This is a genomic window from Streptomyces sp. PH9007, assembly GCF_059813725.1.
In genome coordinates this window covers 78,096-102,212 of record NZ_JBQRUY010000002.1, presented here as the reverse complement: position 1 = coordinate 102,212, position 24,117 = coordinate 78,096, and the positions used below count along the sequence as shown (strand labels likewise).

The 24,117-nt window shown below is 70.6% G+C and carries 33 protein-coding genes; 15 read left to right on the top strand and 18 right to left on the bottom strand.

The annotated features are described in order from the left end of the window. Positions 1-189 precede the first annotated feature (189 nt). From ACTFAP_RS29435 to ACTFAP_RS29395, 9 genes are all read right to left on the bottom strand, one after another. Positions 190-489, bottom strand: a complete 300-nt coding sequence (locus tag ACTFAP_RS29435; protein ID WP_500469705.1) for a hypothetical protein — start codon at positions 487-489, stop codon at positions 190-192. Continuing rightward, positions 489-695: a hypothetical protein gene (locus ACTFAP_RS29430; RefSeq protein WP_500469703.1), complete on the bottom strand. Its 207-nt coding sequence runs from the start codon at positions 693-695 to the stop codon at positions 489-491. The genes ACTFAP_RS29435 and ACTFAP_RS29430 overlap by 1 nt, the downstream gene beginning before the upstream one ends. Before the next feature lie 328 nt (positions 696-1,023). Beyond that, positions 1,024-1,227 carry a hypothetical protein gene (locus ACTFAP_RS29425; RefSeq protein WP_500469701.1) on the bottom strand — a complete coding sequence of 68 codons (204 nt, stop codon included), beginning with the start codon at positions 1,225-1,227 and terminating at the stop codon, positions 1,024-1,026. A 65-nt stretch (positions 1,228-1,292) separates the two neighbouring features. After that, positions 1,293-1,484: a hypothetical protein gene (locus ACTFAP_RS29420; RefSeq protein WP_500469700.1), complete on the bottom strand. Its 192-nt coding sequence runs from the start codon at positions 1,482-1,484 to the stop codon at positions 1,293-1,295. 111 nt (positions 1,485-1,595) lie between these two features. Beyond that, a complete protein-coding gene (locus ACTFAP_RS29415; RefSeq protein ID WP_500469698.1) occupies positions 1,596-2,417 on the bottom strand; it encodes a hypothetical protein in 822 nt (273 codons plus the stop codon). Positions 2,418-2,738: 321 nt separating this feature from the next. Beyond that, positions 2,739-2,948 carry a hypothetical protein gene (locus ACTFAP_RS29410; RefSeq protein WP_500469697.1) on the bottom strand — a complete coding sequence of 70 codons (210 nt, stop codon included), beginning with the start codon at positions 2,946-2,948 and terminating at the stop codon, positions 2,739-2,741. Positions 2,949-3,001: 53 nt separating this feature from the next. Beyond that, positions 3,002-3,343 (bottom strand): hypothetical protein, encoded by a 342-nt coding sequence (locus tag ACTFAP_RS29405; RefSeq protein WP_500469695.1) that lies wholly within the window; start codon positions 3,341-3,343, stop codon positions 3,002-3,004. 41 nt (positions 3,344-3,384) lie between these two features. Next, positions 3,385-4,356, bottom strand: a complete 972-nt coding sequence (locus ACTFAP_RS29400; RefSeq protein ID WP_500469693.1) for a hypothetical protein — start codon at positions 4,354-4,356, stop codon at positions 3,385-3,387. Between the two features lie 327 nt (positions 4,357-4,683). Then, positions 4,684-5,151 (bottom strand): RNA polymerase sigma factor, encoded by a 468-nt coding sequence (locus ACTFAP_RS29395; RefSeq protein WP_500469691.1) that lies wholly within the window; start codon positions 5,149-5,151, stop codon positions 4,684-4,686. A 114-nt stretch (positions 5,152-5,265) separates the two neighbouring features. On the opposite strand from ACTFAP_RS29395, the gene ACTFAP_RS29390 reads away from it, so the two are divergent. After that, positions 5,266-6,084, top strand: coding sequence for a GntR family transcriptional regulator (locus ACTFAP_RS29390; RefSeq protein ID WP_500469689.1), 819 nt, complete (start codon positions 5,266-5,268; stop codon positions 6,082-6,084). Between the two features lie 3 nt (positions 6,085-6,087). Next, positions 6,088-6,636, top strand: a complete 549-nt coding sequence (locus ACTFAP_RS29385; RefSeq protein ID WP_500469687.1) for a GNAT family N-acetyltransferase — start codon at positions 6,088-6,090, stop codon at positions 6,634-6,636. Between the two features lie 43 nt (positions 6,637-6,679). Here ACTFAP_RS29385 and ACTFAP_RS29380 read toward each other — a convergent pair whose 3' ends face one another. After that, positions 6,680-7,303 carry a hypothetical protein gene (locus ACTFAP_RS29380; RefSeq protein WP_500469685.1) on the bottom strand — a complete coding sequence of 208 codons (624 nt, stop codon included), beginning with the start codon at positions 7,301-7,303 and terminating at the stop codon, positions 6,680-6,682. Between the two features lie 342 nt (positions 7,304-7,645). Here ACTFAP_RS29380 and ACTFAP_RS29375 point away from each other — a divergent pair, with 342 nt between their 5' ends. The 8 genes from ACTFAP_RS29375 to ACTFAP_RS29340 all read left to right on the top strand — a co-directional run bounded on the left by ACTFAP_RS29375 (position 7,646) and on the right by ACTFAP_RS29340 (position 13,120). Beyond that, positions 7,646-7,768 carry a hypothetical protein gene (locus tag ACTFAP_RS29375; RefSeq protein WP_500469683.1) on the top strand — a complete coding sequence of 41 codons (123 nt, stop codon included), beginning with the start codon at positions 7,646-7,648 and terminating at the stop codon, positions 7,766-7,768. A 503-nt stretch (positions 7,769-8,271) separates the two neighbouring features. Then, complete coding sequence (locus ACTFAP_RS29370) at positions 8,272-9,714, top strand: helix-turn-helix domain-containing protein (RefSeq protein WP_500469682.1); 1,443 nt, start codon at positions 8,272-8,274, stop codon at positions 9,712-9,714. Then, positions 9,711-10,565 carry a DciA family protein gene (locus ACTFAP_RS29365; protein ID WP_500469680.1) on the top strand — a complete coding sequence of 285 codons (855 nt, stop codon included), beginning with the start codon at positions 9,711-9,713 and terminating at the stop codon, positions 10,563-10,565. Before ACTFAP_RS29370 ends, ACTFAP_RS29365 begins: the two co-directional genes overlap by 4 nt. Before the next feature lie 37 nt (positions 10,566-10,602). Next, positions 10,603-10,968 (top strand): hypothetical protein, encoded by a 366-nt coding sequence (locus ACTFAP_RS29360; protein ID WP_500469678.1) that lies wholly within the window; start codon positions 10,603-10,605, stop codon positions 10,966-10,968. Between the two features lie 55 nt (positions 10,969-11,023). Then, entirely contained in the window at positions 11,024-11,806 is a 783-nt protein-coding gene (locus tag ACTFAP_RS29355) for a hypothetical protein (RefSeq protein WP_500469676.1), read from the top strand. 64 nt (positions 11,807-11,870) lie between these two features. Continuing rightward, the gene (locus ACTFAP_RS29350; protein WP_500469674.1) at positions 11,871-12,182 is read left to right on the top strand and encodes a hypothetical protein; all 312 of its coding nucleotides are present in this window, start codon (positions 11,871-11,873) and stop codon (positions 12,180-12,182) included. Positions 12,183-12,491: 309 nt separating this feature from the next. Beyond that, entirely contained in the window at positions 12,492-12,740 is a 249-nt protein-coding gene (locus ACTFAP_RS29345; RefSeq protein ID WP_500469672.1) for a hypothetical protein, read from the top strand. A 2-nt stretch (positions 12,741-12,742) separates the two neighbouring features. Beyond that, complete coding sequence (locus ACTFAP_RS29340) at positions 12,743-13,120, top strand: toxin Doc (protein WP_500469670.1); 378 nt, start codon at positions 12,743-12,745, stop codon at positions 13,118-13,120. Between the two features lie 38 nt (positions 13,121-13,158). Here ACTFAP_RS29340 and ACTFAP_RS29335 read toward each other — a convergent pair whose 3' ends face one another. Then, a complete protein-coding gene (locus ACTFAP_RS29335) occupies positions 13,159-13,512 on the bottom strand; it encodes a hypothetical protein (RefSeq protein WP_500469668.1) in 354 nt (117 codons plus the stop codon). A gap of 382 nt (positions 13,513-13,894) precedes the next feature. Here ACTFAP_RS29335 and ACTFAP_RS29330 point away from each other — a divergent pair, with 382 nt between their 5' ends. From ACTFAP_RS29330 to ACTFAP_RS29320, 3 genes are all read left to right on the top strand, one after another. Further along, a complete protein-coding gene (locus ACTFAP_RS29330) occupies positions 13,895-15,283 on the top strand; it encodes a hypothetical protein (protein WP_500469666.1) in 1,389 nt (462 codons plus the stop codon). Between the two features lie 223 nt (positions 15,284-15,506). After that, a complete protein-coding gene (locus tag ACTFAP_RS29325; protein WP_500469664.1) occupies positions 15,507-15,899 on the top strand; it encodes a hypothetical protein in 393 nt (130 codons plus the stop codon). A 438-nt stretch (positions 15,900-16,337) separates the two neighbouring features. Beyond that, a complete protein-coding gene (locus ACTFAP_RS29320; RefSeq protein WP_500469662.1) occupies positions 16,338-16,919 on the top strand; it encodes a hypothetical protein in 582 nt (193 codons plus the stop codon). A gap of 167 nt (positions 16,920-17,086) precedes the next feature. Here the strand turns inward: ACTFAP_RS29320 and ACTFAP_RS29315 are convergent, their stop codons facing one another. The 5 genes from ACTFAP_RS29315 to ACTFAP_RS29295 form a co-directional block, all read right to left on the bottom strand. After that, positions 17,087-17,659: a hypothetical protein gene (locus tag ACTFAP_RS29315; RefSeq protein ID WP_500469660.1), complete on the bottom strand. Its 573-nt coding sequence runs from the start codon at positions 17,657-17,659 to the stop codon at positions 17,087-17,089. A 198-nt stretch (positions 17,660-17,857) separates the two neighbouring features. Then, positions 17,858-18,283 carry an NUDIX domain-containing protein gene (locus ACTFAP_RS29310; protein WP_500469658.1) on the bottom strand — a complete coding sequence of 142 codons (426 nt, stop codon included), beginning with the start codon at positions 18,281-18,283 and terminating at the stop codon, positions 17,858-17,860. Between the two features lie 70 nt (positions 18,284-18,353). Continuing rightward, positions 18,354-19,079: a hypothetical protein gene (locus ACTFAP_RS29305; protein WP_500469945.1), complete on the bottom strand. Its 726-nt coding sequence runs from the start codon at positions 19,077-19,079 to the stop codon at positions 18,354-18,356. Positions 19,080-19,336: 257 nt separating this feature from the next. Beyond that, positions 19,337-19,651, bottom strand: coding sequence for a hypothetical protein (locus tag ACTFAP_RS29300; RefSeq protein WP_500469943.1), 315 nt, complete (start codon positions 19,649-19,651; stop codon positions 19,337-19,339). Between the two features lie 31 nt (positions 19,652-19,682). Beyond that, positions 19,683-20,093 (bottom strand): DUF6233 domain-containing protein, encoded by a 411-nt coding sequence (locus ACTFAP_RS29295; RefSeq protein WP_500469941.1) that lies wholly within the window; start codon positions 20,091-20,093, stop codon positions 19,683-19,685. Between the two features lie 348 nt (positions 20,094-20,441). On the opposite strand from ACTFAP_RS29295, the gene ACTFAP_RS29290 reads away from it, so the two are divergent. Continuing rightward, positions 20,442-21,824 (top strand): AlbA family DNA-binding domain-containing protein, encoded by a 1,383-nt coding sequence (locus ACTFAP_RS29290; protein WP_500469939.1) that lies wholly within the window; start codon positions 20,442-20,444, stop codon positions 21,822-21,824. 259 nt (positions 21,825-22,083) lie between these two features. Here the strand turns inward: ACTFAP_RS29290 and ACTFAP_RS29285 are convergent, their stop codons facing one another. Continuing rightward, entirely contained in the window at positions 22,084-22,386 is a 303-nt protein-coding gene (locus tag ACTFAP_RS29285) for a hypothetical protein (protein ID WP_500469937.1), read from the bottom strand. Positions 22,387-22,425: 39 nt separating this feature from the next. Continuing rightward, positions 22,426-22,815 (bottom strand): hypothetical protein, encoded by a 390-nt coding sequence (locus tag ACTFAP_RS29280; RefSeq protein ID WP_500469935.1) that lies wholly within the window; start codon positions 22,813-22,815, stop codon positions 22,426-22,428. 164 nt (positions 22,816-22,979) lie between these two features. Here ACTFAP_RS29280 and ACTFAP_RS29275 point away from each other — a divergent pair, with 164 nt between their 5' ends. Beyond that, a complete protein-coding gene (locus ACTFAP_RS29275) occupies positions 22,980-24,008 on the top strand; it encodes a PhlD (protein ID WP_500469933.1) in 1,029 nt (342 codons plus the stop codon). Positions 24,009-24,117: the final 109 nt, after the last annotated feature.

The window sequence follows — 24,117 nt, the reverse complement described above, 5'->3', positions numbered from 1 at the left end:
AGGTGCGATGTGAGGGGAGACGAAACAGTCCGGGGTGGAGGCGAAAAGATTCGGGGCGCGACGAAGCTGCGCCCCCGGGTCGAGCTCGGGGCGGGGCCGCGGCGGGCGCGCCGCGCGGGGCGCGCGAAACGGTCCCGGCACGGGAGGCGCCGGGACCGAAAATGGGCGGAGGTCTCGACGAAACGGCCCCTACGCCCTGGGGTCGGACGGGCAGTGGCCGGCGTGGTCCTCCTGGAGCCGTCGGACCAGGCCGGGCTCGGGATCGACCAGCCGCATGTGCTCACCGCAGCGCGGGCACCGGATGTGCTGGGTGAGCAGCAGTCGCCTGGACGCGGACCACCAGGAGAACAGGACGGGCAGGCCCACCGCGACGGCGGCAACGACCGGTACGCCTGCGGCGACGAGCTGGCGTACCGCCGTGCAGCTGATAACCAAGGCCACCGCCGGAGGCAGGAGGGCCAGGTGGCGGCGACGGATGAATGTCGGCATCAGGACTCCCCGGGCCGTGGCAGCGCCCGGCACTTTTCGGCGTGCTTCACGGCCGAATCATGGGCGAAGTCGCCGCTGTCCCAGGACCGGCGGTAGTCGCAGCCGCGGCAGCGGCAGATGAACTGCCCGCCAGCCCACGACACGTCCACCGTGGCGGCGGGGTCCGCCAGGGCGGCTCCGGCGAGGGTGAGGTAGCGGACGATCACTCCGGGCGGCCACGCGACCGGCCAAGCCGTACTCCCCCCGCTCACAGCGCCGTCACCAGCACAATCACGGCGAAGGCGTCGCAGGCGATGGCAGCCAGCAGAAAGATGGTGGACTCGCGGCGCGCGGCGCGGGCGCGGGCACGGTGGTTCATGGGGAACTCCCTCTGTGGGGGCGGGGATGCGGCAGTGGATGCGAGCAGCCGGGGTGGCTGCTCCATGACGGAAGGCGTCGACTGTCGGCTCTCCGGTCTGCCCAGGCCGTTCGGCCTGGTCTGGGCAGGCGGGACAGCGCGGGCCCGGCCGCTCGTTCGGCGGCCGGGCCAGCTGGTCAGGGCTTCCAGACGAATTGCTGGATCGAGGCGCCGGTGGTGTGCGGCCAGGTGCTGCGGAGGAGGGCGATGGCCCGCTGCCGCATTTCCTCGTAGGTGCCGGCCAGGGGCACGCGGCCCTCGTGGTTGACGAGGTCGCCTCCGATCTGGATCTCGGCGAGGAAGCCCAGCGTCGGAGCGGGGAGTGTGCGGGGGCGGGACATTTCGGAGTCCTTTCGGCGTTGGTCGGGATGTCATGGGGCGCGCGGCCAGTGCCCTGGCCCGCTGTTCACGTGCCCGCCTTCGGTGGGAGGCGGTGGTGGATGTCGGTGACGCGGTGGCCGGCGTCGAGGGCGCCGGCCACCGCGTGGTTGGCCCGATGCAGGGCCCTGGAGGCGGGTTTGCTGTCTATGCCGTGTTCGGCGATGGCAAGCTCAGCTGCTGCCAGGGACTGGCGGGCGCTGGTAACGAGATGGGCCAAGGGTTGGAGTGAGGGGGTCAGCCGGCCTTGCCAGTAGGGCAGGCCGAGGCGGGTGAGTCTGTTCGGTGGTCGGGGCGGGTAGTGGACCGCCCCGACCGGGGTAGCGGCGAGTCAGGCGCTGGCGGGGCAGCTGGCGCAGACCTGGGGCCGGGGCGGGTAGCGTCCGGCGAACCAGTCCTGACAGACGCGGCACTGCCACTCGTCAACGGCGGCGAGCGGCGCCGTCAGGACGGCGAGGGTGTTGAGGGTGCCCGTACCGGCGGTCGCGCGCTGAGTACGCTGCCCGGTGGTCTGGAAGAGCTGACCCCGGAGGTCCCGCTCGGAGTGCGGAGCCGGGCCTGCGAGGGAGCGGGCGGTCCGGTGTGCCATCCGGGTGCGGTGCAGGGCCTCGTCGGCCTGGTTGCGGTGGTTGTGCTGGCGGGGCTGGTTGATCGGGGGGAGGTTCGGGGGGTTGGTGGCGCCGGGCTTCCGGATGGGCAGCGGTTCCCGGGAGTCGGCGTTCACCGCGGGGGTGTGCCGGCCGGTCTCGATGTTCAGGGCGCTGCAGTCGGGGTTCTGGCATTCCCATCGCCCGGGGCTGACCTGGCGCATGGGCATGTTGTGGCACATGTACTGGCTGGTGGGTACGAGCGGCGCTGTGAGCAGCAGCCCGGGGTTGTCGTCCTCGTCGTATTCGGGCTGGTCGGCTTCATCCGCTTCACGCTGGATGTCGTCGGCCACGCTGCCCTGCGTGGCGACGGACGGGTTGGGGCAGCGGGGAGTTACGCAGCCCTCGAGATCAGCTCCGCAGGGGCAGCGCGAGCCGTCGATGGTCCCTCCGGTGGCCGGGGAGGGGTTGGGGCAGCGGGGGGTCTGGTGGTTGGTCTGGGGTGAGGAGTGGGTGGGGGGTGTCTGGCCTCGGTGGTGGCGGGATGCAATGATGGTGCGCGTCATTTGATTGCCTCCATGGCGATCGAGGCGGTCCCGTGGACGGCAATCCAGGGGGCCGCTTTTTTTTCGTGGCTGGTGGAGGTCCGTTACTTCTGGGGCTGTCCTGCGAGCTGCTGGCGGGCCCGGGTCAAGTTGCGGCGGATCAGGTCCTCAGCCGCCGTCGGCTGGGGCTTCTTGCTCGACTCGGCCTGCTGGTTGCCCTGGCTCATCTGCTGCCTCCGGTTCTGTTTCCGGTGGGCGCGGCCTCTGGTGGCCTGGCCCCGCTGCACGTCTCCGGCCGCCGCCCGTGGTGCTGGTGGGCGGCGGCCGGCGGCGACAGGAGGGTCAGGCGGCGGGCTGGTTCTGCTGCGCCTGGAGCTCGGCGGCGGCGATGCCTTCGGGGGAGAGGGCGTCGCCGTTGACGAGACCGGCCGTGGCCAGCTCCCACAGGGCGTCGCCGTTGTGGGTGATGACCGAGCGGCGGGGGTGGCGGAAGGCGCGGTCCAGGACTCGCGCGGCGGCGGGGCTGAGCGAAGAGCTGGTGGTGTTCTTCATGAGGTCCTCTCAGGTGTTGCGCTGGTGGTGGTGGCCTCGGCTGGTCGGTGGGGTCACGAGTCGCCGAAGGTGCAGACGGGGCCGCACTTTCCGGTCTGATGCGGGCCCCCGGGAGCGAAGTGCTTCTCGTGCGCGGACTGCTGCATCCGCTTCCGGTCGGCGTACTGGGTCCGCCAGGGCTGGCTGACGGGTTCGGCGCCTTCCTTCAGCTCGGTGCAGCGGGGGCATCCGTCGATCTTCCGGCCGTAGGCCGGGCGGTGGTTGTGCGGTGTGGCCATGAGGTTCTTCCTGGTCAGGCGGCGGGCTGAGTGAGGCGGCGAGCGGCCGCACAGGTCCGTGCAGGTGAGGGCCAGCACGTTGTTGATGTGGCCGGGGACGGGGCCGCTGCTTTCCACGGCGGCAGGCAGCATCTGCTGCTGGCCCCGGTTGAGGTCGCTCAGTGGCGGGGCTCGGGGTGGAGCGTGGAGCGCGGGGGCATCGGCGCTTCCGGTAGCTGGGCGGTGAGGTGGCCGGGGAACCGCTGGGCGTCCGCGAGCTGGACGGCGGGGAGGACCTTCTTCCACTGTCCGGCGCGGGCCTTGGCCCGGTCCCTGCTGGAGGGCTGGGCCTGGTTCTCCTTGGTCATCTCCGTCCGGTACGCGGCGGTGAGCTCGGTCCCCGTGGCGCAGGGGATTCCGCGGCCGTACTTCGCCGCCATGCAGCTGCGGCAGAGGTCCTGGTGGGCACGCAGCTTCAGCCGGGCCTGTTCGGCGGGACGCTGGGACTGCCGCTGCTGGGCAATCTGGAGGACGGCCGGCGCGGGCGGGGAGGGCCGCTTGGAGACGGTGGTGCGGGTACGGGAGCCGGCATCCACCGTCTCCTGGTTGGCGATCTGGCGGTCGAGCGCTTCCTGCCAGAGGATCGGGTCGCGGTCGAGAACGACGTGGCGGCCGCTGCTGAGGCACAGCGCGTTTCCACTGCCGTTGCGGTGCGGGGTGATCATCCACACCGGGTCGGATCCGGTACGCGGGAGGACGTCCTCGAGGGAGCGCCAGGTCTTGCAGTCCCGGCAGACGATGGAGGGCTGCTGCTTCCCGATGGTCAGGTCGATGTCGCTGACCGCGATGGTGCTGGCCCGCATGCGGTCCCGCTTCTTTAGGCGCTGGCGCCAGGTGGCGAGGGACATGTCGAGAACGATGCGCTGTCCGCTGCCCGGGCAACGCTTGCCGTCCGGGCGGTGTACGGCGATGAGCCGTACGGTCTGTCCGCCCATGATCTGGCCCTTGCTGTCCCGGTCGGCGATGTCGCCCTTGCGGAGGTCTTCCCACTGCCCGCAGTCGTGACAGGCGAAGGAGTGGGTGGTCTCCCGCATGTGGATGCGGCGGGGGCTGGTGCTGGCCGCGATCCACGGCCGTCCGTTGTGTCGCACGTGCTGCTCTCCTTCGTGGATTGCGGTCTCCGGCCGCCACGGACATGGGCCGCAGCGAGTGGACATCGCACTCTGTGTGAAAGAGGTGGGCAGGTGTTCCGCTGGTGGCCTCGGGACCTTGTGTTTCGTCGCCGCGCCGCCGTTGGCTGCCCTATGTATCTGCCTCTCCGCTGTCACCTTCCGGTTCATCCGGTCTGAGGACCGGCCCGGGGACGTCACCAGCAGTCGGGCGGATGTTGTTGATCGGTTCGGATGTCGGGCCTGTCGGCCCGGCGCCCGCGACGCGGACCCCACCGGGGGTGGAGCCGCATCGTGGGGGCCGGAACGTCAGGCCGCCGCCGCGACTGGCGAGTCGGTGACGCCGTGCTGGACCAGGACCTCGTCGAGGTCGGTGGGCGCGGTGGGAATCGGCGCGGTCGAGATCTCGCTGCGGGTGATCTGGTCGGGCGCGGGCAGCGCCTCGATCACGCAGGCGGCAGACGGGGCGGGGGCGTGGTGGTCGCGGAAGCGGAGCAGCTCCGGCTGTTCGAGGGCCTCGTGCAGGACGTCGTGCAGGACGTCGTACGCGGCGGCAATCAGGGCGGCCGGCAAGCCGGGGGAGCCGGCGCCCTCCAGGGGCTCACCCCGGGACAGAACCACCATCCATGTGTCCTGCGCGAGGTCCTCCGCGTTCTGCACCTGGTGCTCCGGCAGCCTGCCGGCGATGAAGGCCACCAGGTCCTGGTGATGGATCGGGACGAACCCGAGGGCCGAGTGGGTCTGGGGGGTGGGGTGGTTGATCGACTTGTAAGACATGGCAGGACTCCTCATCTGCGAATCCTCTCGGTTGCGAGGACCCGACAGACGGTACTGTACCTACAGAACCTAAGATTGCAACAGTCCATACAGAAGTCAGATCAGGAGGCCCGGATGCTTGCAGTCGAGAAGGAAGGCGGTAATGTACCCACAGAAACGATGCCAGGGAGTGATGACGCCGTGAGCCGGTCGCGATGGGAGGTCGTCTATGACTACCTCCGAAGCCGCATCGAGCAGGGAACGCTGCAAGACGGCGACACCGTGCCGGGTGAATTGCAACTCGCAGAGCAGCACAAGGTGAGCCGCAACACCGTACGTACTGCGTTGATGCGGCTTCAGAACGAAGGGTTGATCTCCGAGGGTCGAGGACGGCTCGGCCGGACTGTCCGCAAGCGGGAGCCCTTGCTGTGGGCTCTAAGCACCTACGAGCGAGGGAGTCGACGAGACGACCCCGTACGGGGGCTCGACGATTGGTCCGCCGGCGTACTGGAGCAGGGGCGCACACCCCATCAGGACGTCACGGTATCGATCGAGGCAGCCCCTGACTCTGTCGCTGCCTGGCTCGAACTGCCACAAGGCAGCATGGTCGTTCGCCGTTCCCGTCACCGCAGGGTGGACGGAAAGCCGTACCAGTTGTCGACTTCCTGGTTTGATGAACGAATCGCTCGCGACACGCCGCTCATGGAGCCGAATGACGTAGCACTGCCTGGGGGAATTCTGGCCTACATCGGCCATCCTCAGAAGAGCGTTCGTGATTCGATCCGAACCAGAATGCCAACTCCAGATGAAGTGCGTGCTCTTGAGCTGTCTGCAGGAACCCCTGTGTTTCAGCACGTACGGGTCGGCTATGCGGCGGACGCAACGCCGCTGCGCGTCATGGTCACGGTCGCCCCAGGCGATCGCAATGAGCTGACCTACGAGCTGGAGGTCTGAGTTATGGAGTTCATCAGACGGGCGACAGAGGCAGACTTGCCAGACCTCATGGCTCTTCGAGTCGAGGCAGAAGGATGGCTGGCAGCGGCCGGCATCGATCAGTGGCGAGACCCAGGGACCCGTGAGCCTGCTCTGGCCAAGTGGCATCAGGATGTTCGTCTCGGTCACACCTGGGTGGTTGACGACCAGGGGCGAGCAGTGGGGACGGTCACTTTGACTGGACCGGACATGGATTTTTGGCATGCCGATGATGCCCCCGAATCTGCTATCTATGTCGCCAAGCTGATAACCAGTCGCGCGGCGGTTGGCCAAGTGCTCGGGGGGCGGATGCTCGACTTCGCCTGCTTGCGCGCTCAATCGCAAGGGCTGCCGTGGGTGCGGTTGGATTGCTGGCGAGACAACAAGAAATTGCAGGCATTCTATCTTCGGGAGGGATTCGCTCATGTGCGAACCGAAGATCCGGAGCATCGAAAGTCTGGGTGGCTCGGGCAGCGTCCTTCTCGCTTGCTACTGCATCCAGGATTTCCTCTGCCTGAACTTCCGGAAAGCTGAACGCGAAAGCAATATGACGAAGTTATATTCGACGGCTCTCGGCCTACCCGGCTGCCACGAAGGGGTCCGCAAGGTAGCCCGTCGTGGCGGTGGCGTTTTCACCGGCTTGGCCAGTGGGCTGCATGGCGCGAAAGGCTGCACGGAGGGTCTGGGAGTTGCGGTCCCATCGTTTCGGGACGGTGATTGCGAGCTGGTCCTGCCTGCTGCCGCGGCGGCGGGTGTAGCAGTCGATGATGGGGACCAGGCCCTGCTCGTACGCGTGCAGGAGGGTCGGTTTGCTGGCGACCATGGAGCGCAGTTCGTTGCGTGCCTGGGGCCCAGTCCGGTAGACGTGCGAGTGGCGGCTGCCCTTGCGCAGCGGCAGCAGGACGAGGCCGTCGAGGGTTTCCGTCAGAGCTGCCCAGTCTTCCGGGATCTGCAGGCCCTGGGCGATCACGTCGGTGTAGGAGAGCATCTCGACGCCGGCGGGCAGTTGTTCGCGGACCTGCGCGGTGCGGCGCTCCCATCGGGGGAAATCGTCGGTCAACTGGGGCGGGGCGCTCAGGTATACCCGTACCGGGGTGCCAGGGCTGCGGGTCGCCGCGATGCGCTGCATGGCGGCGATGAACTTCTCGGCCCGGCGCGGAGCGGCGAAGGTGGCGGCGGTCTCGATGTCGACAGCGAGCATGCTTCTATGATGCCCCGCCGCCGAGGCCCGGCCCGGCACGGTGATGTGACGATCGATCAGGTGTACCGACACGTCGCTACTCTCGGCACACCTGTTGATACGCGGGGGAGTAGAGTGACCCCGGCGATGATCCATAAATGTCTATCCCCCGCGACCTTGAGCAAGTCCGGGGGAGCGATCGCACCCACAAGGAGGTGGCGACGGATGGATTCTACTTGTCTGGACCAGGGGCCCAGCGCAGGTCCTCGTGCGGGCCGTTTCGCCGCCAGGTCGCTGTCCCACGCTCTGCAGGCCGCTCCGGAAGGCGCCGGCTTCTCTTGGCATGCCCTCATTGAGCTGAGCGTGTCCGCACATGCGATCGGGGCTCTCCTGACCGGCGACACCGTCGTCTCGCCGGTCAGGAGAGCCCCGATCAACTCGGAGGCCGGATCCACCTCGGGGGACGAGGTGGTCCTCATGACCTAGATCCACTAGGCGGACGAGCTGTCCGCCCGGCCGTGTGAGGTGTTGGCGCACCGCACGGCCACATGGTCCCCGTCAGGTCACGCAATTGACCTTCGGAGGTTCTGCTCGACCCGGCTTCCGCCGGCTTCGAACAGTTCGATTTTCAGTTCTCTCCAGAACCGTCACCCCGCGAGGGGCTTCGTCGTGCCCTCGCGATCGCTCGAGCACGGAGTCATGATGCATCATCAGTCGGAGCTTTGTCAGCTTGGCCATGCCCGGATCCGGCCATCTCGCCCTGCTCGGGGCCTGTTTTTGGCTACTTCCCGGCGACTGAACTCGCTCTCTCGTCACGGAGTTGCACGCCTCCAGGACCGCATCGGGCCTGGCCAGGGCCCCGGGGCGGCTGTGTCGCATTACACATCCCGGGTGAACTTCCCGGGAGCGGTCACTAACGCGGGGGGTCTGCTCCTTTCGGGGGGCATGGGAGCCATCACGTCCGCTGCGCTCTCCTTCCGGGGGCAGCGTTGACCACACCACCAGTCCAGGCCGCACCCGCGGCCGGGGCGGACCTCGGCATGCCCGCCGAGCTGTTCGTGCCGGACGCCGAGCAGTGGCCCGTCACCACCCGCTCGCGGATCGCGCCGCACCCGTACTCCTGGCTCCAGGCGGTCCACTGGGTCGCCGGGGCCGGCGTGTACGCGGCGCGGCGGCAGCACGGTCCGCGGTTCGGGACCACGACGGTCCGGATTGCTGAGCTGTGCGCCGAGCTGTCGCCGTGCCGTCCCGGGGTGAGCTACCTCGCGCGGCGCACCGGCCTGTCCGAGCGCACCGTCCAGTACCACCTGCAGATGCTGCGGGAGGCCGGGCTGCTCGTGTACGCGGCGCGCGGGACCCGGGTGAAGGGCAGCCGGCCGCAGGCGTCCGAGTTCCTGTGGACCATCCCTGCGGTGTTCGATGTCGCGCTGGGGATCCGCACGGTGGGCGAGGGCCTGCAGCGGCGGCCGGTCGGCATCGAGGAGGCCGGGCGCAAGACGATCGGGAAGCTGGGGAAGAAGGCCCGGCGCAGGACCCGGCGGCGTCGGATGCGCGCGGCCAGCAGCACCACCGGCACCACCGGCAGGAGGCAGGGGAAGAAGGTCGCCACCAACACCTCGCAGGGGACCACGGATTGCACCCCAATCTTGGGGGGTTCAGCTACTACTACCTCTGCTGCTGATACTCGTGTTCCCTATGAGGCAGAGCTCGCCAGCGGGGCAGCATCGTCGTCATCCCCCCAGAAGCCCCACCAGCACCCCCGGAAGCAGCGGCTGAACAAGGTCGGGCGCCGTCACCAGCTCGCCCGTGAACTCGTCCAGCAACTGCCGTGGCTCGCCAACACCGACACCGCCCGGGCCGCCTGGGTCCTGCGGCACGTCGCCGACGCCGGATGGACATCCGCCGAGGTCATCGCCTGGCTGGACCTCATGGTCATCCCCGACCGCCGCTACTCCCCGGCCGGGCTGCTCGCCTACCGCCTCCAGGGCGCCCACCACACCTGGTCCACCCCCCAGGAGCGGCAGCGCGGGCTCGAGGCTGCCCGGGACTCCCGGCGCGCTGAGCAGCAGCGGCACGCCGGCTGGGACGAGAGCTGGCAGCCGCCGGCCGACCAGTCGGTGCTGGAGCAGATCCAGCAGATCTGGGCGGCCAGCCCGGAGGAAGACGCCCAGGCCGAGCTCATCAGCATCGGCGACGGGTCCCTGCCGGTGCTCGAAGACATCCCCCGCCAGGAGATCGTGCAGCTGCGGCAGCAGGCCGAGCAGGACGGCACCGTCGTGGTGATGTGGGTGGAGTCGATCGCCGCGACCCACGGCTACGAAACGGCCGAGACCCACGCACGGCGCCTGTTCACCCACCGCATCGTCGACCGCGTCCGCCACAGCCTGCGCAGCCGCCACATGGTGCTCCACAGCGGCGGGGGGTGGGCATGACCAGCACCCCCACCAGCCGCCCGGCCACCGTTGCTGACGGCCCGTCCGGCGCCGACCTCGCCCGCGCCACCCTGGCCGCAGCCCGGGCCGCATCGAAGACCCGGCCCCGCGGCCCCGTCAACCAGCCGCGGAAGCCCCGCTCCTCGATGCGCGGGCCCAACCGCCGGGACCCGGCCCGGATCGGCTCGGTCCTGCCCCACCTGGTCACCGCCCAGGCGTGGGAGCGGCCTGCCGCGGGCGGATCGGTCATGGACCGCTGGGCGCAGATCGCCCCCGAGCTGGCCGAGGGCGACCTCGTGGTGCCGGTCGCCTACGACACCGAGCGGCAGGTCCTGACCCTGCGGCCGGCCAGCAGCGCCTACGGCACCCAACTGAGGCTGTTCGGGCCCCAGCTCATAGCCCGCATCAACCGCGCCATGCACGCCGACGTCGTCCGGCAGCTGAAAGTCCTGCCCCCCGGATCCGGCCGGGGCCGAACCGGTCCGCCCTCCACCCCTGCCCCGCTCCCGGACCGCACCGATCCGGCAGCCGATACGGTCCGGCGGCCGGCCCGTGCCACCGGGGAGGAGTCGCAGTCGATCGCCCCACCCGAGTTCAGGCGCATGCGCGAGGAGATGCGCGCCGCCCGGGCCGCCCGCGACGCACCCGCCGACCCCGTCGCGCTGCGCGAAAGGTACTTCGCCGGCGCCTACGACCGCGAGCCCGAGCCCGAGATCGATGAGGACGCCCTGGCAGCTGCCGCCAGGGCCCGCCGCGACGCCCTCTCCCGCCAGGCCGCGGTCCTGCGCGCCCGCCAGGACAAGGCCAACCGCACCCCGCCCGCCCGCCGCGCCTTCGGCACCGGCGCCTGACTGCCACGAACACCACGACCGCGAGGAGGACCTGAACGTGACCAGCCGTTCCAACACTTCATCCACGGCCACCCCCGACACCACCCGGGCCAGGCGCCGCGCACCCCACAACCCCAACGTCTACGTCGTCCAGGCCACCAAGACCGGCGAATGGGTCGCCGACTGCTGCGACCCCCGCTGCGGCTTCCACGGCCACAACCTCGCCACCAGCGTGACGAAGGGCGTCGCCGAGGCCGCCGCCACCCGGCACCGTCGCTTCCTGGGCACCCTGCCCGCCCCGCCCCACAGCCTCCTGCGCCCGTACCACTGCGAGTCCTGCGGCCAGGCCCAGCACGCGATCGAGGAACTCCAGGACCTGGTCGCCGAGCTCGAAGCGCGCCTGGCCAAGTACGAATCGCCGTAGCCCTAGCCACAGCCGCGCCGCCTCTGACCGACCACTCACCGCCCTAGGGAGAACCGTGAACACACCCAGGCACCTGGAGCCGGCCCCGGCCGCCCCCTCCACCCTGCCCGGGCCCCAGCGGCCCCCCGCCGAAGCACTCGCCATGTACACCCAAAAAATCTACGCCGACCCCCGCACCGAACGATCCGGCGCCCGCGAACTGCTCCTCGCCTTCGCCTACGCCCTCACCGTCGCCGACGTCCCGGCCTCCGCCATCATCAAGACCGTCAGCAAGGCCCTGGGCCGCCACCCGAAGACCGGACGCTGGCGCATCAAGCCCCTCATCGCCGCCGACCTGCCCCGCTACGCCGCCCCCGGCAGCGAGACCTACATCACCGGCTGGTGCAAGGCCGCCCGCCACCGCCCGTACGTACCCCGGGACGCCAGCGCAAAGCAACGCCACCGCGCCCAGTCCGATGACCGCAACACCGAGCGGGTGTGCGGGACATCCGCCACCCTCCACGTCACCGAACGCGACCCGGCCACCGGCTGGCACACCCTCCACTCCTACTGCACCCGGCACCGCGCCGAAGCCCAGCGGGTGGAAGAGCAGCTCGCCGAGCAGAACGCGGCCGCCCCCGAACCTGTCCCCAACCGCGGCGGTCTCCTCTCCGCCTACTTCACGGCGGACTGGCTGCAGGTGTACCGGTGGGCGACCGCCAGCCCCCGCTGGACTCCTCCCAGCTGGGGCATCAGCGCCGACGAATGGCCCACCCCGGGACAGACACCGCCGCCCACCGCCCGCCAGCGCCTGCGGCTGATCCCCGCCCCCACCTCCGTCGATCCCGACACCCCCTGAACCCCCGGGGCGCCGGCCCCAGGCCCCGCCGCCGCCCGCCCCACGAAGGGACGCCCCCGACCCGATGAGCACCGAACTCCTCCTCACCGCCGCCGGATCCCTCACCGCCGGCTACCTCGCCGGCCGCATCAAACCCCTCCACCGCATCTGGACCTGGGGCGACCGCATGTCCTACCGCCCCCTCACCCGCCGGCACATCCGCTGGTGGCTGGCCATGCCCATCTGGATGGCGATGACCGCCGTCTGCTGGATCACCGCCCCGCGCCGCACCCTCCACCGGTGGCGCCACCGCAACGACCCCCGCCCCGCACAGGGGCCCGTCATCGTCACCGACCTCACCACCCGCCGCCCGACCGCCGCCGACCCCAGCAACTGACAGCACCGACCCCGCTGGGGGCGTGGCCGCGTACGGACACGCCCCCAGCGGGGCGCGCCGCCCGGCACGAACACCCCGGAAATGAAGGAGCCCACGATGACGACGAACCTGGCCCACGTCCGAGAAGTCCCGCCCGCACCGCGCGACCTCCTCAAGGGCGGAGGAATGCCAGTAGCACGGTCCCCCGCGAAGAGCAGGAACCGCGGGCCCGCCCCGCCAACTCGGCAGAACCGCTGCGCCGGTACCAGAGAAATATGCTTCTGAGCTGCGGAGATTGTGGCCTCGGTACCCGGGCGGTACCGTGAGTCCATGCCTGCCCTGAATGTCGATTTCACCGAGGACCAGCTCGCGGACCTCCGGGCGATCGCCCGCGAGCGCGGCATGTCCCTCAAAGCGCTCGTCCGTGAAGCCGCCGCCGCCGGCATAGAGCGTCACCGCGCTCTGAACGAAGGCGCCAAGGTGTTCCGCACCGTCTTCGACCAGTACGCGGAAGAGTTCGCCACGGCGTTCCCCGACGACGAACTGCCCGCCGGGCCCCAGACACGAGCCGCAGCCTGACCGTGGCCCCCGTCATCCACATCGATGTCCCCTGGCTCCTCCAGCGCCACGAAGAAGCCCTGCCGGACCAGCCATCGGTCAACGACTTCTCCGGCCTGGTGGCAGCCGTCGCCCGCCACCGCGTGGACCCGCCCCGCCTCGGCACGAACTCGGACGCCGCATGGCGCGCCGCCGCGCTGCTGCACACCCTGGTGCTGCTGAAACCGCTGCCGGCCGCGAACGCCCGCTTCGCCTGCGCCACCGCCGTCGCCTACATGCACATCAGCGGCCACGGCATCGACCCCCCGTACGGAGCGCTCGTCGACCTCGCCCGCGACGTCATCGAGGGCAAAGCCGACGTCTACACCGCCGCCGACCGCCTGCGCGCCTGGCGTATCTGAGCCGTCCGCCCCGGCGCGCTCGGCCGGTGCATCCGGATCTACCCGAGGGTGCTGTGGGTGCACGCATACACCGCGCACCCCAGGACGAAGACCCCGCCCAGTGCCCGCACGGTCGGGGCCCAGTACCGCGAGGCGCGGAAGGACTGCCACGCCTGCGAGCGCGCCGCGCGGCGGATGAGCCACACCGCGCCGTCCATCAGCCACTGCAGCAGGTCCCCGATCAGCCCCAGCAACTGCCGGAGGAGACCGGGCTCCTCGTCAATGCGGTCGCTGTCGGGGAGCAGGCCCTGGTGGACGACAGCGCGGTGCCGGCGACGCTGCTCCTTGGCGTCTCCCCAACTCCCCCGGGGGGAGGAGACCTTGCACTGCGGACAGCGGTAGATGTAAGCCACGCGCGGGAGGCTATCGGCCGGATCGCGGGCCCGTACGGGAATCCGCAGATCCGGTCCCACATGGGTGATCTGACGGTCGACCCGCTGACGGCCGGGGCAACCGCGCCAAGACGGCCGCGGCCGTGGTCGCGTTTCCGATTCTGGAGGTCCCGGCCGAAACGGACGTCGTCTCCTTCGAGGGGGCACTCGGCTGACGTGGCCTCAGAGCCGGCTTCCGGGGAGCCTCCGTCGACGGGCACTTCCCTCTTGTTGTGCGGCGGGTTGGAGGACTGGCCGAGGTTGGCCAGAAAGTGTTGCCTCTATCGAGTCAACTGTGTTGCGGAAGACGTGTTGCAAGTGCTGCACTATCTAGCAACGCTATCGAATGACAGGAGGCAACGCCTTGACGCGCATCCGTCCGCTTGCGAACGGCATCCGGACCGACCACCCGGTCCCCGGCCTGCCGTTCATCGACGACTCCCACATCCCGCTCGACGACGGGCCCGAAGCCATCGAGGCCGTCGGCCGCAACAAAGCCGAGGGCAGGTGGGGCCGCTTCGACCCCGATTACTCCTCCGGCGGATGGAGGGCCTTCACCACCGACCCGATCCGCCACACCCTCGCATGGGCCGTCCGCTACCACCCCGACCACGGCCGAACCGTGCTCCTGGTCCACGACGGGGACGCCTCGTCCCTGCACAGCGACTGGACCGACGCCCCCCTGCTCTACCGCGCCGGCGGCTACTGGTGGGACGGCACCACCTGGTACCGGCCCGGCCAGGTGTGGGACCCGGTCAGCCAGGACCACGAGCGCCGCAAGGCCAGCGCCGCGGTCACCGTCACCGCCGACGACATGCTCGACCCGCGAGCGCAGCCCGCCGACGCCCACCTGGAGAAGATCGCCACCTTCGACCCCCAGGCACCGGCACCGGACAACTGGCGCGACCACCTCGCCCTGTGGGCCCGGCACCACCAGCAGCAGGAGCCGGCGCTTCCCCTCAACCAGTGCGTCATCAACCTCGCAAGCCCCGAACTCTCCGGCGACCAACTGCTGGGCGTACCCGAGATGGCCCAGCTCGCCGGCATCAGCCCCTCCAGCCTGCGCAGCTACATCTCCCGCGACACCGCCGACGTCCCCCTCCCGCAGGCCACCGTCGGAGGCCGTGCACAGTGGTCCCGCCCCGTCGCCGAGGACTGGGTGGAATCCCGGCAGCGCTCGGCGGACGGCATCCGCGAAGCCATGTCCGCCGGCGACCGGGACAAGCTCTCACCCGGAGCCGCCCGCGTCCGCGACCGGTTCACCGAAGACTTCTACGGCACCCTGTGGGGACAGCCGAACAACCGCAAGCGCTGGGCCCTGAGGCACCGCAACCCGGCATCGGTGAGGGAAGTCGCCGACATCCTCGCGTGGAGCGTAGGGGTCAGCCTCGACCAGATCCTGCCCACCGCGATCCTCGGGCCGACCATCCGGCACGCCGTCCTCGACGACTTCGCCTACATGATGAACCGACCCAAGAAGAACAAGAAGAAGCCCGACACCGAGCGCGGCTGGTGGGAGCTGAACCTGACACCGCCCGTCGCGAAGATGCTCGACTGGTACATCCAGCACCACCCCGACTCCGCACAGTGGACGATCGGCGAAATCCTCCGCGAGACCAACGCCCGCTGGGACATCCCAGCCCACGACACCGGCCGGGCACTGCGCAGCTCGCTGTCCATGGACGGCCAGATGACCAAGGAAGACCTCGAGAAGTATTTCGAGCTGGTCATCCCCCGGGAACCGACCAGCTGACAGCCGCCCACAAGAGGAAGCGCCTGGTCCCGAGACGGGACCAGGCCCGGCCCGGTCGGTTCCACACCGCGCGAGGACCTTGCCCCCGACGACCTGGTCGGCGAGCTGGGACCCGCCGCACGACGCATCGCCGCCCGTAATGCCGGACCAGCGCCCGCCGCTTCACCTGTGACACACCCATCCGCCGCGTTAACAGAACGCCGACCGAACCGAGGAGCCACACGTGAACACCCCGCCCCCTGACAGCGCCACGATCGCCAGCGCCTACGAATGGGCCTTCGTGGTCTCCCGGTACATGCGCAAGCACGACCTCAGCGCAAGGGATGTCCTCCGGCAGGCCCATGCCGAGGGCCGCATCGAGGGCGTTACGCTCTCGCCGAAGCACCCCTTGGCCACCGCCGACAACCTCGTCGGACAGAACCCCCACCCGGGCTGGGGCCACCAGGACTGGGTCATCGGGTACGACTTGCAGGTGGATGACTGGCGCGACTTGCAGAGGTACAGCTGGTACGACGGAAGCGACATGTACTGGCCCAGCTACTGCATTTCCCCGCACCGGGCCAACTACTGCGCCCTCCGAAAGCGGAGGTCAACCGGACCCCAGTGCAGCTGCTGACCCGACCCCTCCAGGTCGGTACCGCCGAACTGCCCCAGCGCCACCAGGTGGAGAAGACCGCGATGGAAGCCGCCGTCATCACCACCAACTGCCTCCGCCGCTGAACCTGCAGACGGGACCCGCCCCGGCTCCTCTTCCAGGCACAATCGTCGCCCTCGTTGTCCGTCGACGGGGGCGACGATCGCGTCGGTTGATGCCGGGTGCGCAGAGGTGATTGCACACCGTGCCCGGCCCGCTCTCCTTGTCACAAACCGCACAACGCCCTCCTTGTACGACTGCAGGGTCCCCTCGGGCCCGGAGAACCGGCGCCAGAGCTGTGCCGGCGCCGCAGTCGACAAGGGGAGTGAGCATGACGCCGCTGTACGCGGGCGATCCACGGCCCATCGGCACCTACCGTGCCGGCCGCACCATGACCGCCCACCGCACCGGGGCCAACCGATGACCGCCCTCATCGCGTCCGCCGCTGATGGCTGGTGGTACCCCCTGGCTGTCATCGCTGGTCTCGGCACCGCGGTCTGGCTGCTGCCCCGGGCACGCGCCAGGATCAGCGTGCTGTGCATGGCGGTCGTGCCGCTGTGCCTGACCCCGCTGGTGGCGAACGCCGCGGCCGGGGGCGACACCTCGCAGATGACGCCGTGCTCCTGCGCGGTCATCGCCGGCAGCATCGCGGGCACCGCCGCCAGCCTCCTCGAGGCCGCCCGGGCCCCGGCGCCCGCCGCGACACTGCCCACGCCCGCCCGCGTCCCGCTCCTGCCAGCCGTCGAAGAAACCCTGCGGGCCGCCGGGTTCCCGCTCAAGCCCGAGACCGCGGACGCCGACCACGTCCAGGCGGTCGTTGACCGCTACGGCACCGTCATCGTGCGCTGGACACCCGGCACGGCGCCCGCGCGGCCCGATCAGCAGAGCCCCGCCGCCCGCCGCGACCGCACGACCAGGATGGCGCAGACCATCACGGAGATACTGCGCGACCAGGGCCTGCAGACGCACCGCGTCGACACCCTCGTGTACGTCACCGACTAGGCCAGCTCACGGCGCCGACAGCCCAGCGCCGACACGCGCCGCCGCACCTGGGCCGGGGCCCCGTCGACAGCCGGTATCTGTCCGGCGCAGCACGACGAAGGGCGGGGCGCCGGGAGACTTCTCCCCGCGCCCCGCCCCTACTGTGCCTGCTGGCGCAGGCCACCGGTTCAGACCCGGCCGTCGCCCGCCGCCGCCAGCCCGAGGGTCTCGGCCGCCAGCTGCCGGCGGTGCCCGTACGCCTGCTCCAGGTCCGCCATCAGCCGCTCGGCGATGACGGCCGGCCTGATATCGAGCGGCTCGACGGGCGGGTGCCCCGCGGCGAGGATCTGCCGGTACCCCGACAGATCCTGCTCGTTCATCCGGTGCTGGTCCGGCCACTGCGCCGCGGCGGCCCGGTCCTCCCACATGCCGATGGCGATCCGGGCGTCGGCGACCGCCAGGACGTATGTGTGGTGAGCGGCCAGCCAGTTGGCGGCGGTGGACAGTGCCTCCCAGCGCGCCTCGACCTCCGCGAGCGCCTTGTCGCGCTCGTCGCGGGCGACGGACTCCTCCATCAACCGGGGGCGCAGGATGTTGTAGCGGCGCAGGGCGTTGTTCAGCTGGACGAGCCTGGACTCCTCCTCGCCGATGGACCGGTGCGGGTGCTTGGCGCGGAAGCGGTCGAGGGCGGCTTCGAGCGCCTGGTGGTCGGCCTCCGGGCGGAGGCCGGTCATGCCGTCGATCGTGATGGGCGAGATCATGATTTCTCCTTGTGCGGTTGCTGCAGCAGCGGCGGGTGGAGGAGTTCAGGTCTGGGGTCGTGCTGGTGCTGGCCCTGTGCGGGGGGCCGTAGGCTCGGGGCGGGAGTCCGCAGCCAGTGCGAATGGCTGCGGGCTCCCGCCCCTGCTGCTGGCGGCGATCCCGCCGGAACGCGGCGGCTGGTCCGGCCGGCCCGAGGGTCAGGTCCGGGCCGTTGACCGGGCGGCCTTCAGGATCAGGTCGTGGTCGAACGCCAACGGCATCGGCAGCGCGTCGAGGGGCCACCAGCGCGCGGCGCGGGCGTCGGTCCCGGCGGCCGGCACCATCAGTTCCGGAACGGTGGCTGTGTAGGCGTAGGTGACGTACCGACCGCGCGGGTCCCGGCCGGGCGCGCCGAACCGCCCGACAAAGCGCAGCTCCTTGGCCGGGATGGGGATGCCGGTCTCCTCGGCCAGCTCCCTCACCGCGGCGCCCAGGCGCTCCTCTCCCTGGTCAATGTGACCACCGGGGAGCGCCCAGTGCCCCTTGAACGGGGGCCAGTCCCGCTCGATGAGCAGCACCCGGCCGGGTGCGAACAGCACGACGTCGGCGGTCTCGATGATCTCGGTCTCGTTCCTGGCGCTCATGCGCGGCTTCTTTCTCGTAGGGGTGGTGGTCGCCGCGCCTGGCGGGCGGCGGCTTTGTGGGGGCAGGGAGTCAGGCGCGTGCGCGCAGGTGACGGATCTGGGAGCAGGCCCCGGTGGTGGCGCAGGCGGACTCGCTGGTGGTCACCGGGTTGTTGGTGCCGTACTTCTGGTTGGCGTAGGCGGTCACGACCTGGGCGATCCGGGGGTCGATGGGGCGGCACTCGTCCTGCGGGCGGCGGACGTGCACGCGGGCGTTGCGCGCGGTCCAGCGGCGGTCGAACGGCTTGCGGTTCACCCGGTAGCTGCCCGGGTCGGAGATGGGATCGGTGTGGCAGCGCTCGCAGTGCAGGGCGACCATCGGCGTCGTGGTGCCGTCCCCGTTCTCCTTGAGGTACTCGTAGACGACGACCTTCCCGCCCTGCGGGTGGTCGAACTCGGCCACGATCCCCTCGCCGCCGGCGTTCCAGGTGTTGTGCGGGATGAGGTCGTCCCAGCCCTGCCCCTTCGGCCAGGACCCGTAGGCCGCGCCCTGGGAGACGTCGAGCGGCTCGGCGCCGCCGGCCTCGCGGTAGGCCGTGATCTGGGCGATCGTGCCGGCGTAGGTGAGGGAGTGCTCCTCGGACTCCAGGAAGGCGAGTCCGAGGCCGTCCGCGCGGTGGTGCTCGGGCCTGAAGAAGTCCTGCATCTCCAGGAAGTGCGGCTGGTCGGGGGTGATGATGCCGGTGAACGAGATCCGGTACGTGTCGGCGCCGGTCACATAGACGGGGTTGGTCTCGCTGACGGTGTGGGTGGGCATGGCTGATCGTCCTCGCGATTCGGTGTCGGGGCCCTGGACTTGGGCCGGGAACCGCCTCTGGGGTCGGCTCGTCTTGCGGTGGCCGGGCAGAGGCGAGGGCTGAACCCGCCCGTCGGTGACGGGTGGTGACCCTTCGGTGACAGTATTCCTGGACCAATTGACGAAAGTCAAGGCTCCTAATTTTGCCAGGGGAACCCGCCGGCGAACGGGCGGGGCGGGGGTGCCGGGCGGGCGGCGGAGCGGGGACTCCGGCCGCTTCAGCCATCCGCCAGCGGCGGGATGGACGACGGATCGGCCAGGCACACCGGGCACCCCGCGACCCGCACATCCCCGGCCGCGAGCAGCTCCTGCAGCTCCCGCGTAGTCAAGTCCGGCTCACCCGGCCGCCAGCATCCCGCCTCGTGCAGCTCTCCCTCCAGCGGGATGCCATCACGGCGCCTGTGCCTCCAGACCCACCACCGCGGCGCAGACTCGGCGGCGGCGATCGCCTCGTCCACCTCGCGCAGCCGCTCGGTCAGCCATCTGCGGAGGATGTGCAGGGACTGGGTGCCCTCCACCGGCATGTCGCTCATATGTTCGGATGCTATCCGGGGTCGGCCCCGGTCACGGAACCGGCGGTGCACATACCGGGCAGAGCGCCGCCCCGGCGGCGATCGCGGCATGAACCACCGCGGCACCGGCCGCGTGCACAACTCCGTGCGGCGCCGCGCAGTCACCCCGGTGCACCACATGCCGTTCGCCCTCGCCCGTGACCTCCTCGATCACCCACCTCGCCGCGCGACCGCGCGCCGAGGTCGGCACCTGCGAGTAGTCCTCCCCGTCCAGTGGGGTGCACACCTCCGACGGTGCCCAGCACTTCACCGGCACGGGCACCGCCTGGACACTGCCGTCCGCCCCCCGCTCCGCACCCCACAGCGGGATCTCGACCTCGTACCACCAGCCACCGTCACGGCCCGGCTCCCGCCGCCGCCGCAGAACCGTCGCCAGCACCACCTGCCGATCCGGCAGCGTCACCTCAGCCTGAGGGCCACCACCATCAGAATCCGGATAGAACACCACACGCCAGACGATACGGTCCGCACCTGCCCCGGCCGCAACACCCGCCCCCGCCGGACGGTCCTGTTCGGAACGGGCCACGGCCTCACGCGAAGCCCAACGGCACCTGGCCACCCGGGTCCGACCGGCTGTGGCTCGCCCTGCACGCCATCGCCACCAGAACCTGAACCCGCCCGCAGCCGTCCACTCCCTGTCACACCCCGTGCCACCGGGGAACAGGGCAAGACCATCCACGCCGCGCCCTGCCCGGCCCGCCGGCCCGGGATACCCGTTCGCAGCAGCCAGCGGGGTCGGTAGGGTCAGCGCATGGTGACGCGACTGGGCAGGATAGAGGGGCTGTTCGGCTGTCGGCTCGACCAGCTGGACTACCGCAGCATCGCCGAGCTCGTGGGCACGCCCGAAGCGGCCGAGAGCGAAGACCTCGACTACAAGGGGCAGCACTACAGGCACGACGGCTGGGGTCGCGAGGAGCTGGCCAAGGACGTGGCCGCCCTCGCCAACCACACAGGCGGCCTGATCATCATCGGCATCGCGGAGACCAAAGGCGTGCCCAGCAAGGCGCTGGACGTAGACCTGGACGACGCCGAGCTGCGTCACATCCGGCAAGTTATCGTCTCCAACACGGCGCCGCCCGTGCCGTACGAGGCCATCGCCGTCCCCAACCCCGACGCACCGGGCAAGGGCCTGTTGCTGCTGGCTGTCCCGCGCAGTCCCGCGGCCCCACACGCGGTGACCGCCCCGCCGACCAAGGCGCCGAAGGACATCCTGCGCTACCCCCGCCGGGGCAGCAGCGGAACCGAATGGCTGACGGAAACCGACGTCGCCACCGCCTACCGGGCCCGCTTCACCGCGGCCGCCGAGCGCGGGCAGCGCCTCGTCGATGTCGAAGAGGATCTCGTCAACGCCCTGGCATCTCGCACCGCACCGCACCTGATCGTGACTGTGGTACCTGAGCAGCCCGGCGACATGGTGATCGATTCCGCGCGCTTCACCCGGTACCGGGAAGAGATCCTGGACGCTCCGATCTACCTCGGGCAGCCGTCCTCCAAACACAAAAGTGTGAGGGTCGGCCCACGGCGGTTGATAGTGACTGAAGGCGTCCCCTTCTGGCGAGCGTTGCGGGGTGAGCTTCACCGCGACGGCAGCGCCGCCGTTGCACTGGCCCTGCAGGGGCGGGTCTTCGTGGACGAACTGGAAGACGTTCAGCTCCACACCGCAGAGCTCGGGGACATCGTGTACCCGCTGCTGTGTGCTCTGCCGTTCCTGGCCACACATGCACGCGATCGGGCAGGCGCCAGCGGTCTGGCGCAGGCCCGCGTCACCTTGGTGGCCGACATGGCCGCGCACCCGGTGCGGGCAGGAGTTGTCGACCTGGAGCGGCCGGACATGGCGCTGTTCCGCGTTGACCGGGTCGATCCGGCAACGGGCCGCCCACGGGCGCTGACACGGGAGTTTCACCCACACGCGACGGCGAGTGCCAGCGTCCTTTTGGAGGATCTCGCCGACCGTGACCGCGGCCTCCTGCAGGCCACAGCTGTCCTCGCGGATGAACTCCTGCAGACCTACGGCTATCCCGAGACCGGACTCATCTCCCGTACCGGTGAACTCAACCCCACCGGATTCTCGGAGGGCACTGCCGAGACCGTCGCCGAATGGGCCCGGAGCCGCGACCTGCTGCCCCCATCATGAGCGAGCCCTGTCCGGCCGCTGTTTACCGCAGCCAGGTCTCCGTCACGTCATCCTGCTTAGGCTCCAGATGCGTCATCTCATGAGGTTGCTGGCCTCTCGGTGAGCCAGGCGTGCGTCAGCCCCGGCGGGATAGGCCGGGGCTGATCGTTTCTCAAGGCACCGGCGGGACGTCCGGGGTGACAGGGAGCGGTCTGGCGATGCCGGGCCAGCGAGGGGATCTACGCCCGGGGCGTCGGCATCGCCCCCGGGTGGCTGTCAGTTACTCCACCTGCGTGGCGAACCGCTCATGGGCGGCCTGCTTGCTCAGCCCGAGCGGATCGGCGATCTCCTCCCACGAGAAGCCGGCCGCGCGGGCCGCGCGGACCGCCTCGACCTGCCACTGATCAACGTCGCCCCGCAGGAGCGCCGCGGAGTGGATGGCCAGCAGGGGGCGCCTGGTGTCATCGCCGTCCTCCAAGTGCAGGCGGCCGGTCATCTGGCCGAACGTCTGCTCCAGGGTGCCCCTGAGTGCGCTGACGCCCTCCGTGAGGTTGCGGCACAGGCTGGTCTCGCAGTGCCGCATCCACTCCGGCGGCCCGGCCCCGCCGCCCACAGCGGACCGTCAACGGCCGTCATCCACGTCGAGGTCCAGCTCGAGCATCGCCCGCTCCAACGGGCCGGTGGTAGCAGCGATACGCGCGTGGTGCTCCACCCGCCGCAGCCCTGCAGCCGACAGGTCCTCCGCCTCCTCCACCGCGGTGACCAAGGCGATCGCCGTGTGCAGGCCCATCTCCTGCCCCGGCCGGTACCCCAGCAGCGCAGCAGTCTCCGGAGCGACCCGCGCGGCCGCGATCGCGTGCTGGATCAGACCCGCGGCGCGCCGCTGCGCCACCACGAACTCGCGCACATCGATCACCTGCACGACACCGGCGACCCGGTGGTAGTCCCGGACCGCCGGGGGCGCGGCCACCGCCCCGGGACGTGGCAGTGGGCCTGCGAGATGCTGGATCATCGGTCCTCTCTCCGTCGTCGATTCCCCGCCCGGACACGATGGCGCCCCTCGCCCCGAGGTGAACAGGCCGGAACACCGTCCGGTCCCGCCTCACGTCACACCCAGCGGTGGATTGACCCCCGATCCCGCACCCACCAGGCCGGCCGTGTGCCACCGTGACCGCCATGGCTGTGATCATCAGGCGCCCCGTGGTACGCCCGGCCCCGCACCCGGTCACCACCGAAGACATCGCGGACGACCTCCTCACCCGGCACCCCACCCACCCCGAACTGCCGAAATGGCTGGAGATGGTGCGCGCCGCAGGCGTCCTGGAACGCCCCTGGTGCCGCCCGCTGGAGGACACCGGAAACCTCAAGGGAGTCGAGCCCCGCTCCCGCGCCGCGTACGAGGGCGCCCGGGACCTGGCAGTGGCAGCCGCCCACGCCGCGCTGGCCGAAGCGGACCTGGACCCGGCGGACATCGGCTGCCTGGTCACCACCCACACCACCAGCTGGACCATCCCCGGACTGGACACGGACCTGGTGAACCGGCTGGGCCTGCGCCCGACGGTCTCCCGCCGGGCCCTGACAACAGCCGCCTGCGCCGGCGGGGCACAGGCCCTGATCCTCGCGGCGGAGTTCGTACGGGCGCGACCCGGCGCGCGGGCCCTGGTCGTCGGCGCGGAAGCGCTCAGCACGCTGTACCACCCGGACCGGCTCCAGCTCCAGAGCGTCCTGTACGGGGCGCTGTTCGGTGACGCCGGCGGCGCCGTGATCGTCTCCTCCCACCCGGGTGACCGCGCGTTCGGGGTGGAGGTGCTGGAGAGCTGGGAGTTCGTCCTGCCCGACAGCCGGGACACCTACTGGTCCCAGGTGCTGCCCCAGGGCCTGGTCTTCGACTCCACCACGCGGGCAACGGGCGCGGCCGCCGAGGTCGCGCCGCACCTGGCTCAGTGGATCGCGGACCGCCCGGTTACCTGGGCCGTGATCCACCCCGGCGGGCCCGGCATCATCATGCGCACCCTCACCGCCCTGGGTCTGGGCGCGGCGGCCGGCGCCCACTCCCTGGCGTCCCTACGGCGCGGCAACCTCGGCGGTGTCGCCGCCTTGGACGTCCTGGCCCGCACTCTGCAGGCCGGCACCCCGCACGGCGATGGTGCTTTGGTGGCGTACGGGCCCGGGTTCGTCGCCTCCGGACTGCGCCTGGGGGCGTAGCGTGCGCGGCGGCGGGGGAGGGCCAACCGGCAGCGGCGGCTCCTCCGCCTCCACCGGCAGCAGCGTGATCAGCCGCAGATCCCGGCGGTGCATCGGCTCCCAGCCCTGC

Coding starts and splice junctions, on each gene's coding strand:
- ACTFAP_RS29345 (WP_500469672.1), top strand. CDS start 12,492: ATGCCTGCCCTGAATGTCGATTTCACCGAGGACCAGCTCGCGGACCTC.
- ACTFAP_RS29410 (WP_500469697.1), bottom strand. CDS start 2,948: ATGAAGAACACCACCAGCTCTTCGCTCAGCCCCGCCGCCGCGCGAGTC.
- ACTFAP_RS29320 (WP_500469662.1), top strand. CDS start 16,338: ATGACCGCCCTCATCGCGTCCGCCGCTGATGGCTGGTGGTACCCCCTG.
- ACTFAP_RS29435 (WP_500469705.1), bottom strand. CDS start 489: ATGCCGACATTCATCCGTCGCCGCCACCTGGCCCTCCTGCCTCCGGCG.
- ACTFAP_RS29380 (WP_500469685.1), bottom strand. CDS start 7,303: ATGCTCGCTGTCGACATCGAGACCGCCGCCACCTTCGCCGCTCCGCGC.
- ACTFAP_RS29385 (WP_500469687.1), top strand. CDS start 6,088: ATGGAGTTCATCAGACGGGCGACAGAGGCAGACTTGCCAGACCTCATG.
- ACTFAP_RS29390 (WP_500469689.1), top strand. CDS start 5,266: ATGCTTGCAGTCGAGAAGGAAGGCGGTAATGTACCCACAGAAACGATG.
- ACTFAP_RS29290 (WP_500469939.1), top strand. CDS start 20,442: ATGGTGACGCGACTGGGCAGGATAGAGGGGCTGTTCGGCTGTCGGCTC.
- ACTFAP_RS29315 (WP_500469660.1), bottom strand. CDS start 17,659: ATGATCTCGCCCATCACGATCGACGGCATGACCGGCCTCCGCCCGGAG.
- ACTFAP_RS29275 (WP_500469933.1), top strand. CDS start 22,980: ATGGCTGTGATCATCAGGCGCCCCGTGGTACGCCCGGCCCCGCACCCG.
- ACTFAP_RS29395 (WP_500469691.1), bottom strand. CDS start 5,151: ATGTCTTACAAGTCGATCAACCACCCCACCCCCCAGACCCACTCGGCC.
- ACTFAP_RS29310 (WP_500469658.1), bottom strand. CDS start 18,283: ATGAGCGCCAGGAACGAGACCGAGATCATCGAGACCGCCGACGTCGTG.
- ACTFAP_RS29415 (WP_500469698.1), bottom strand. CDS start 2,417: ATGACGCGCACCATCATTGCATCCCGCCACCACCGAGGCCAGACACCC.
- ACTFAP_RS29285 (WP_500469937.1), bottom strand. CDS start 22,386: ATGCGGCACTGCGAGACCAGCCTGTGCCGCAACCTCACGGAGGGCGTC.
- ACTFAP_RS29365 (WP_500469680.1), top strand. CDS start 9,711: ATGACCAGCACCCCCACCAGCCGCCCGGCCACCGTTGCTGACGGCCCG.
- ACTFAP_RS29280 (WP_500469935.1), bottom strand. CDS start 22,815: ATGATCCAGCATCTCGCAGGCCCACTGCCACGTCCCGGGGCGGTGGCC.
- ACTFAP_RS29305 (WP_500469945.1), bottom strand. CDS start 19,079: ATGCCCACCCACACCGTCAGCGAGACCAACCCCGTCTATGTGACCGGC.
- ACTFAP_RS29350 (WP_500469674.1), top strand. CDS start 11,871: ATGAGCACCGAACTCCTCCTCACCGCCGCCGGATCCCTCACCGCCGGC.
- ACTFAP_RS29300 (WP_500469943.1), bottom strand. CDS start 19,651: ATGAGCGACATGCCGGTGGAGGGCACCCAGTCCCTGCACATCCTCCGC.
- ACTFAP_RS29425 (WP_500469701.1), bottom strand. CDS start 1,227: ATGTCCCGCCCCCGCACACTCCCCGCTCCGACGCTGGGCTTCCTCGCC.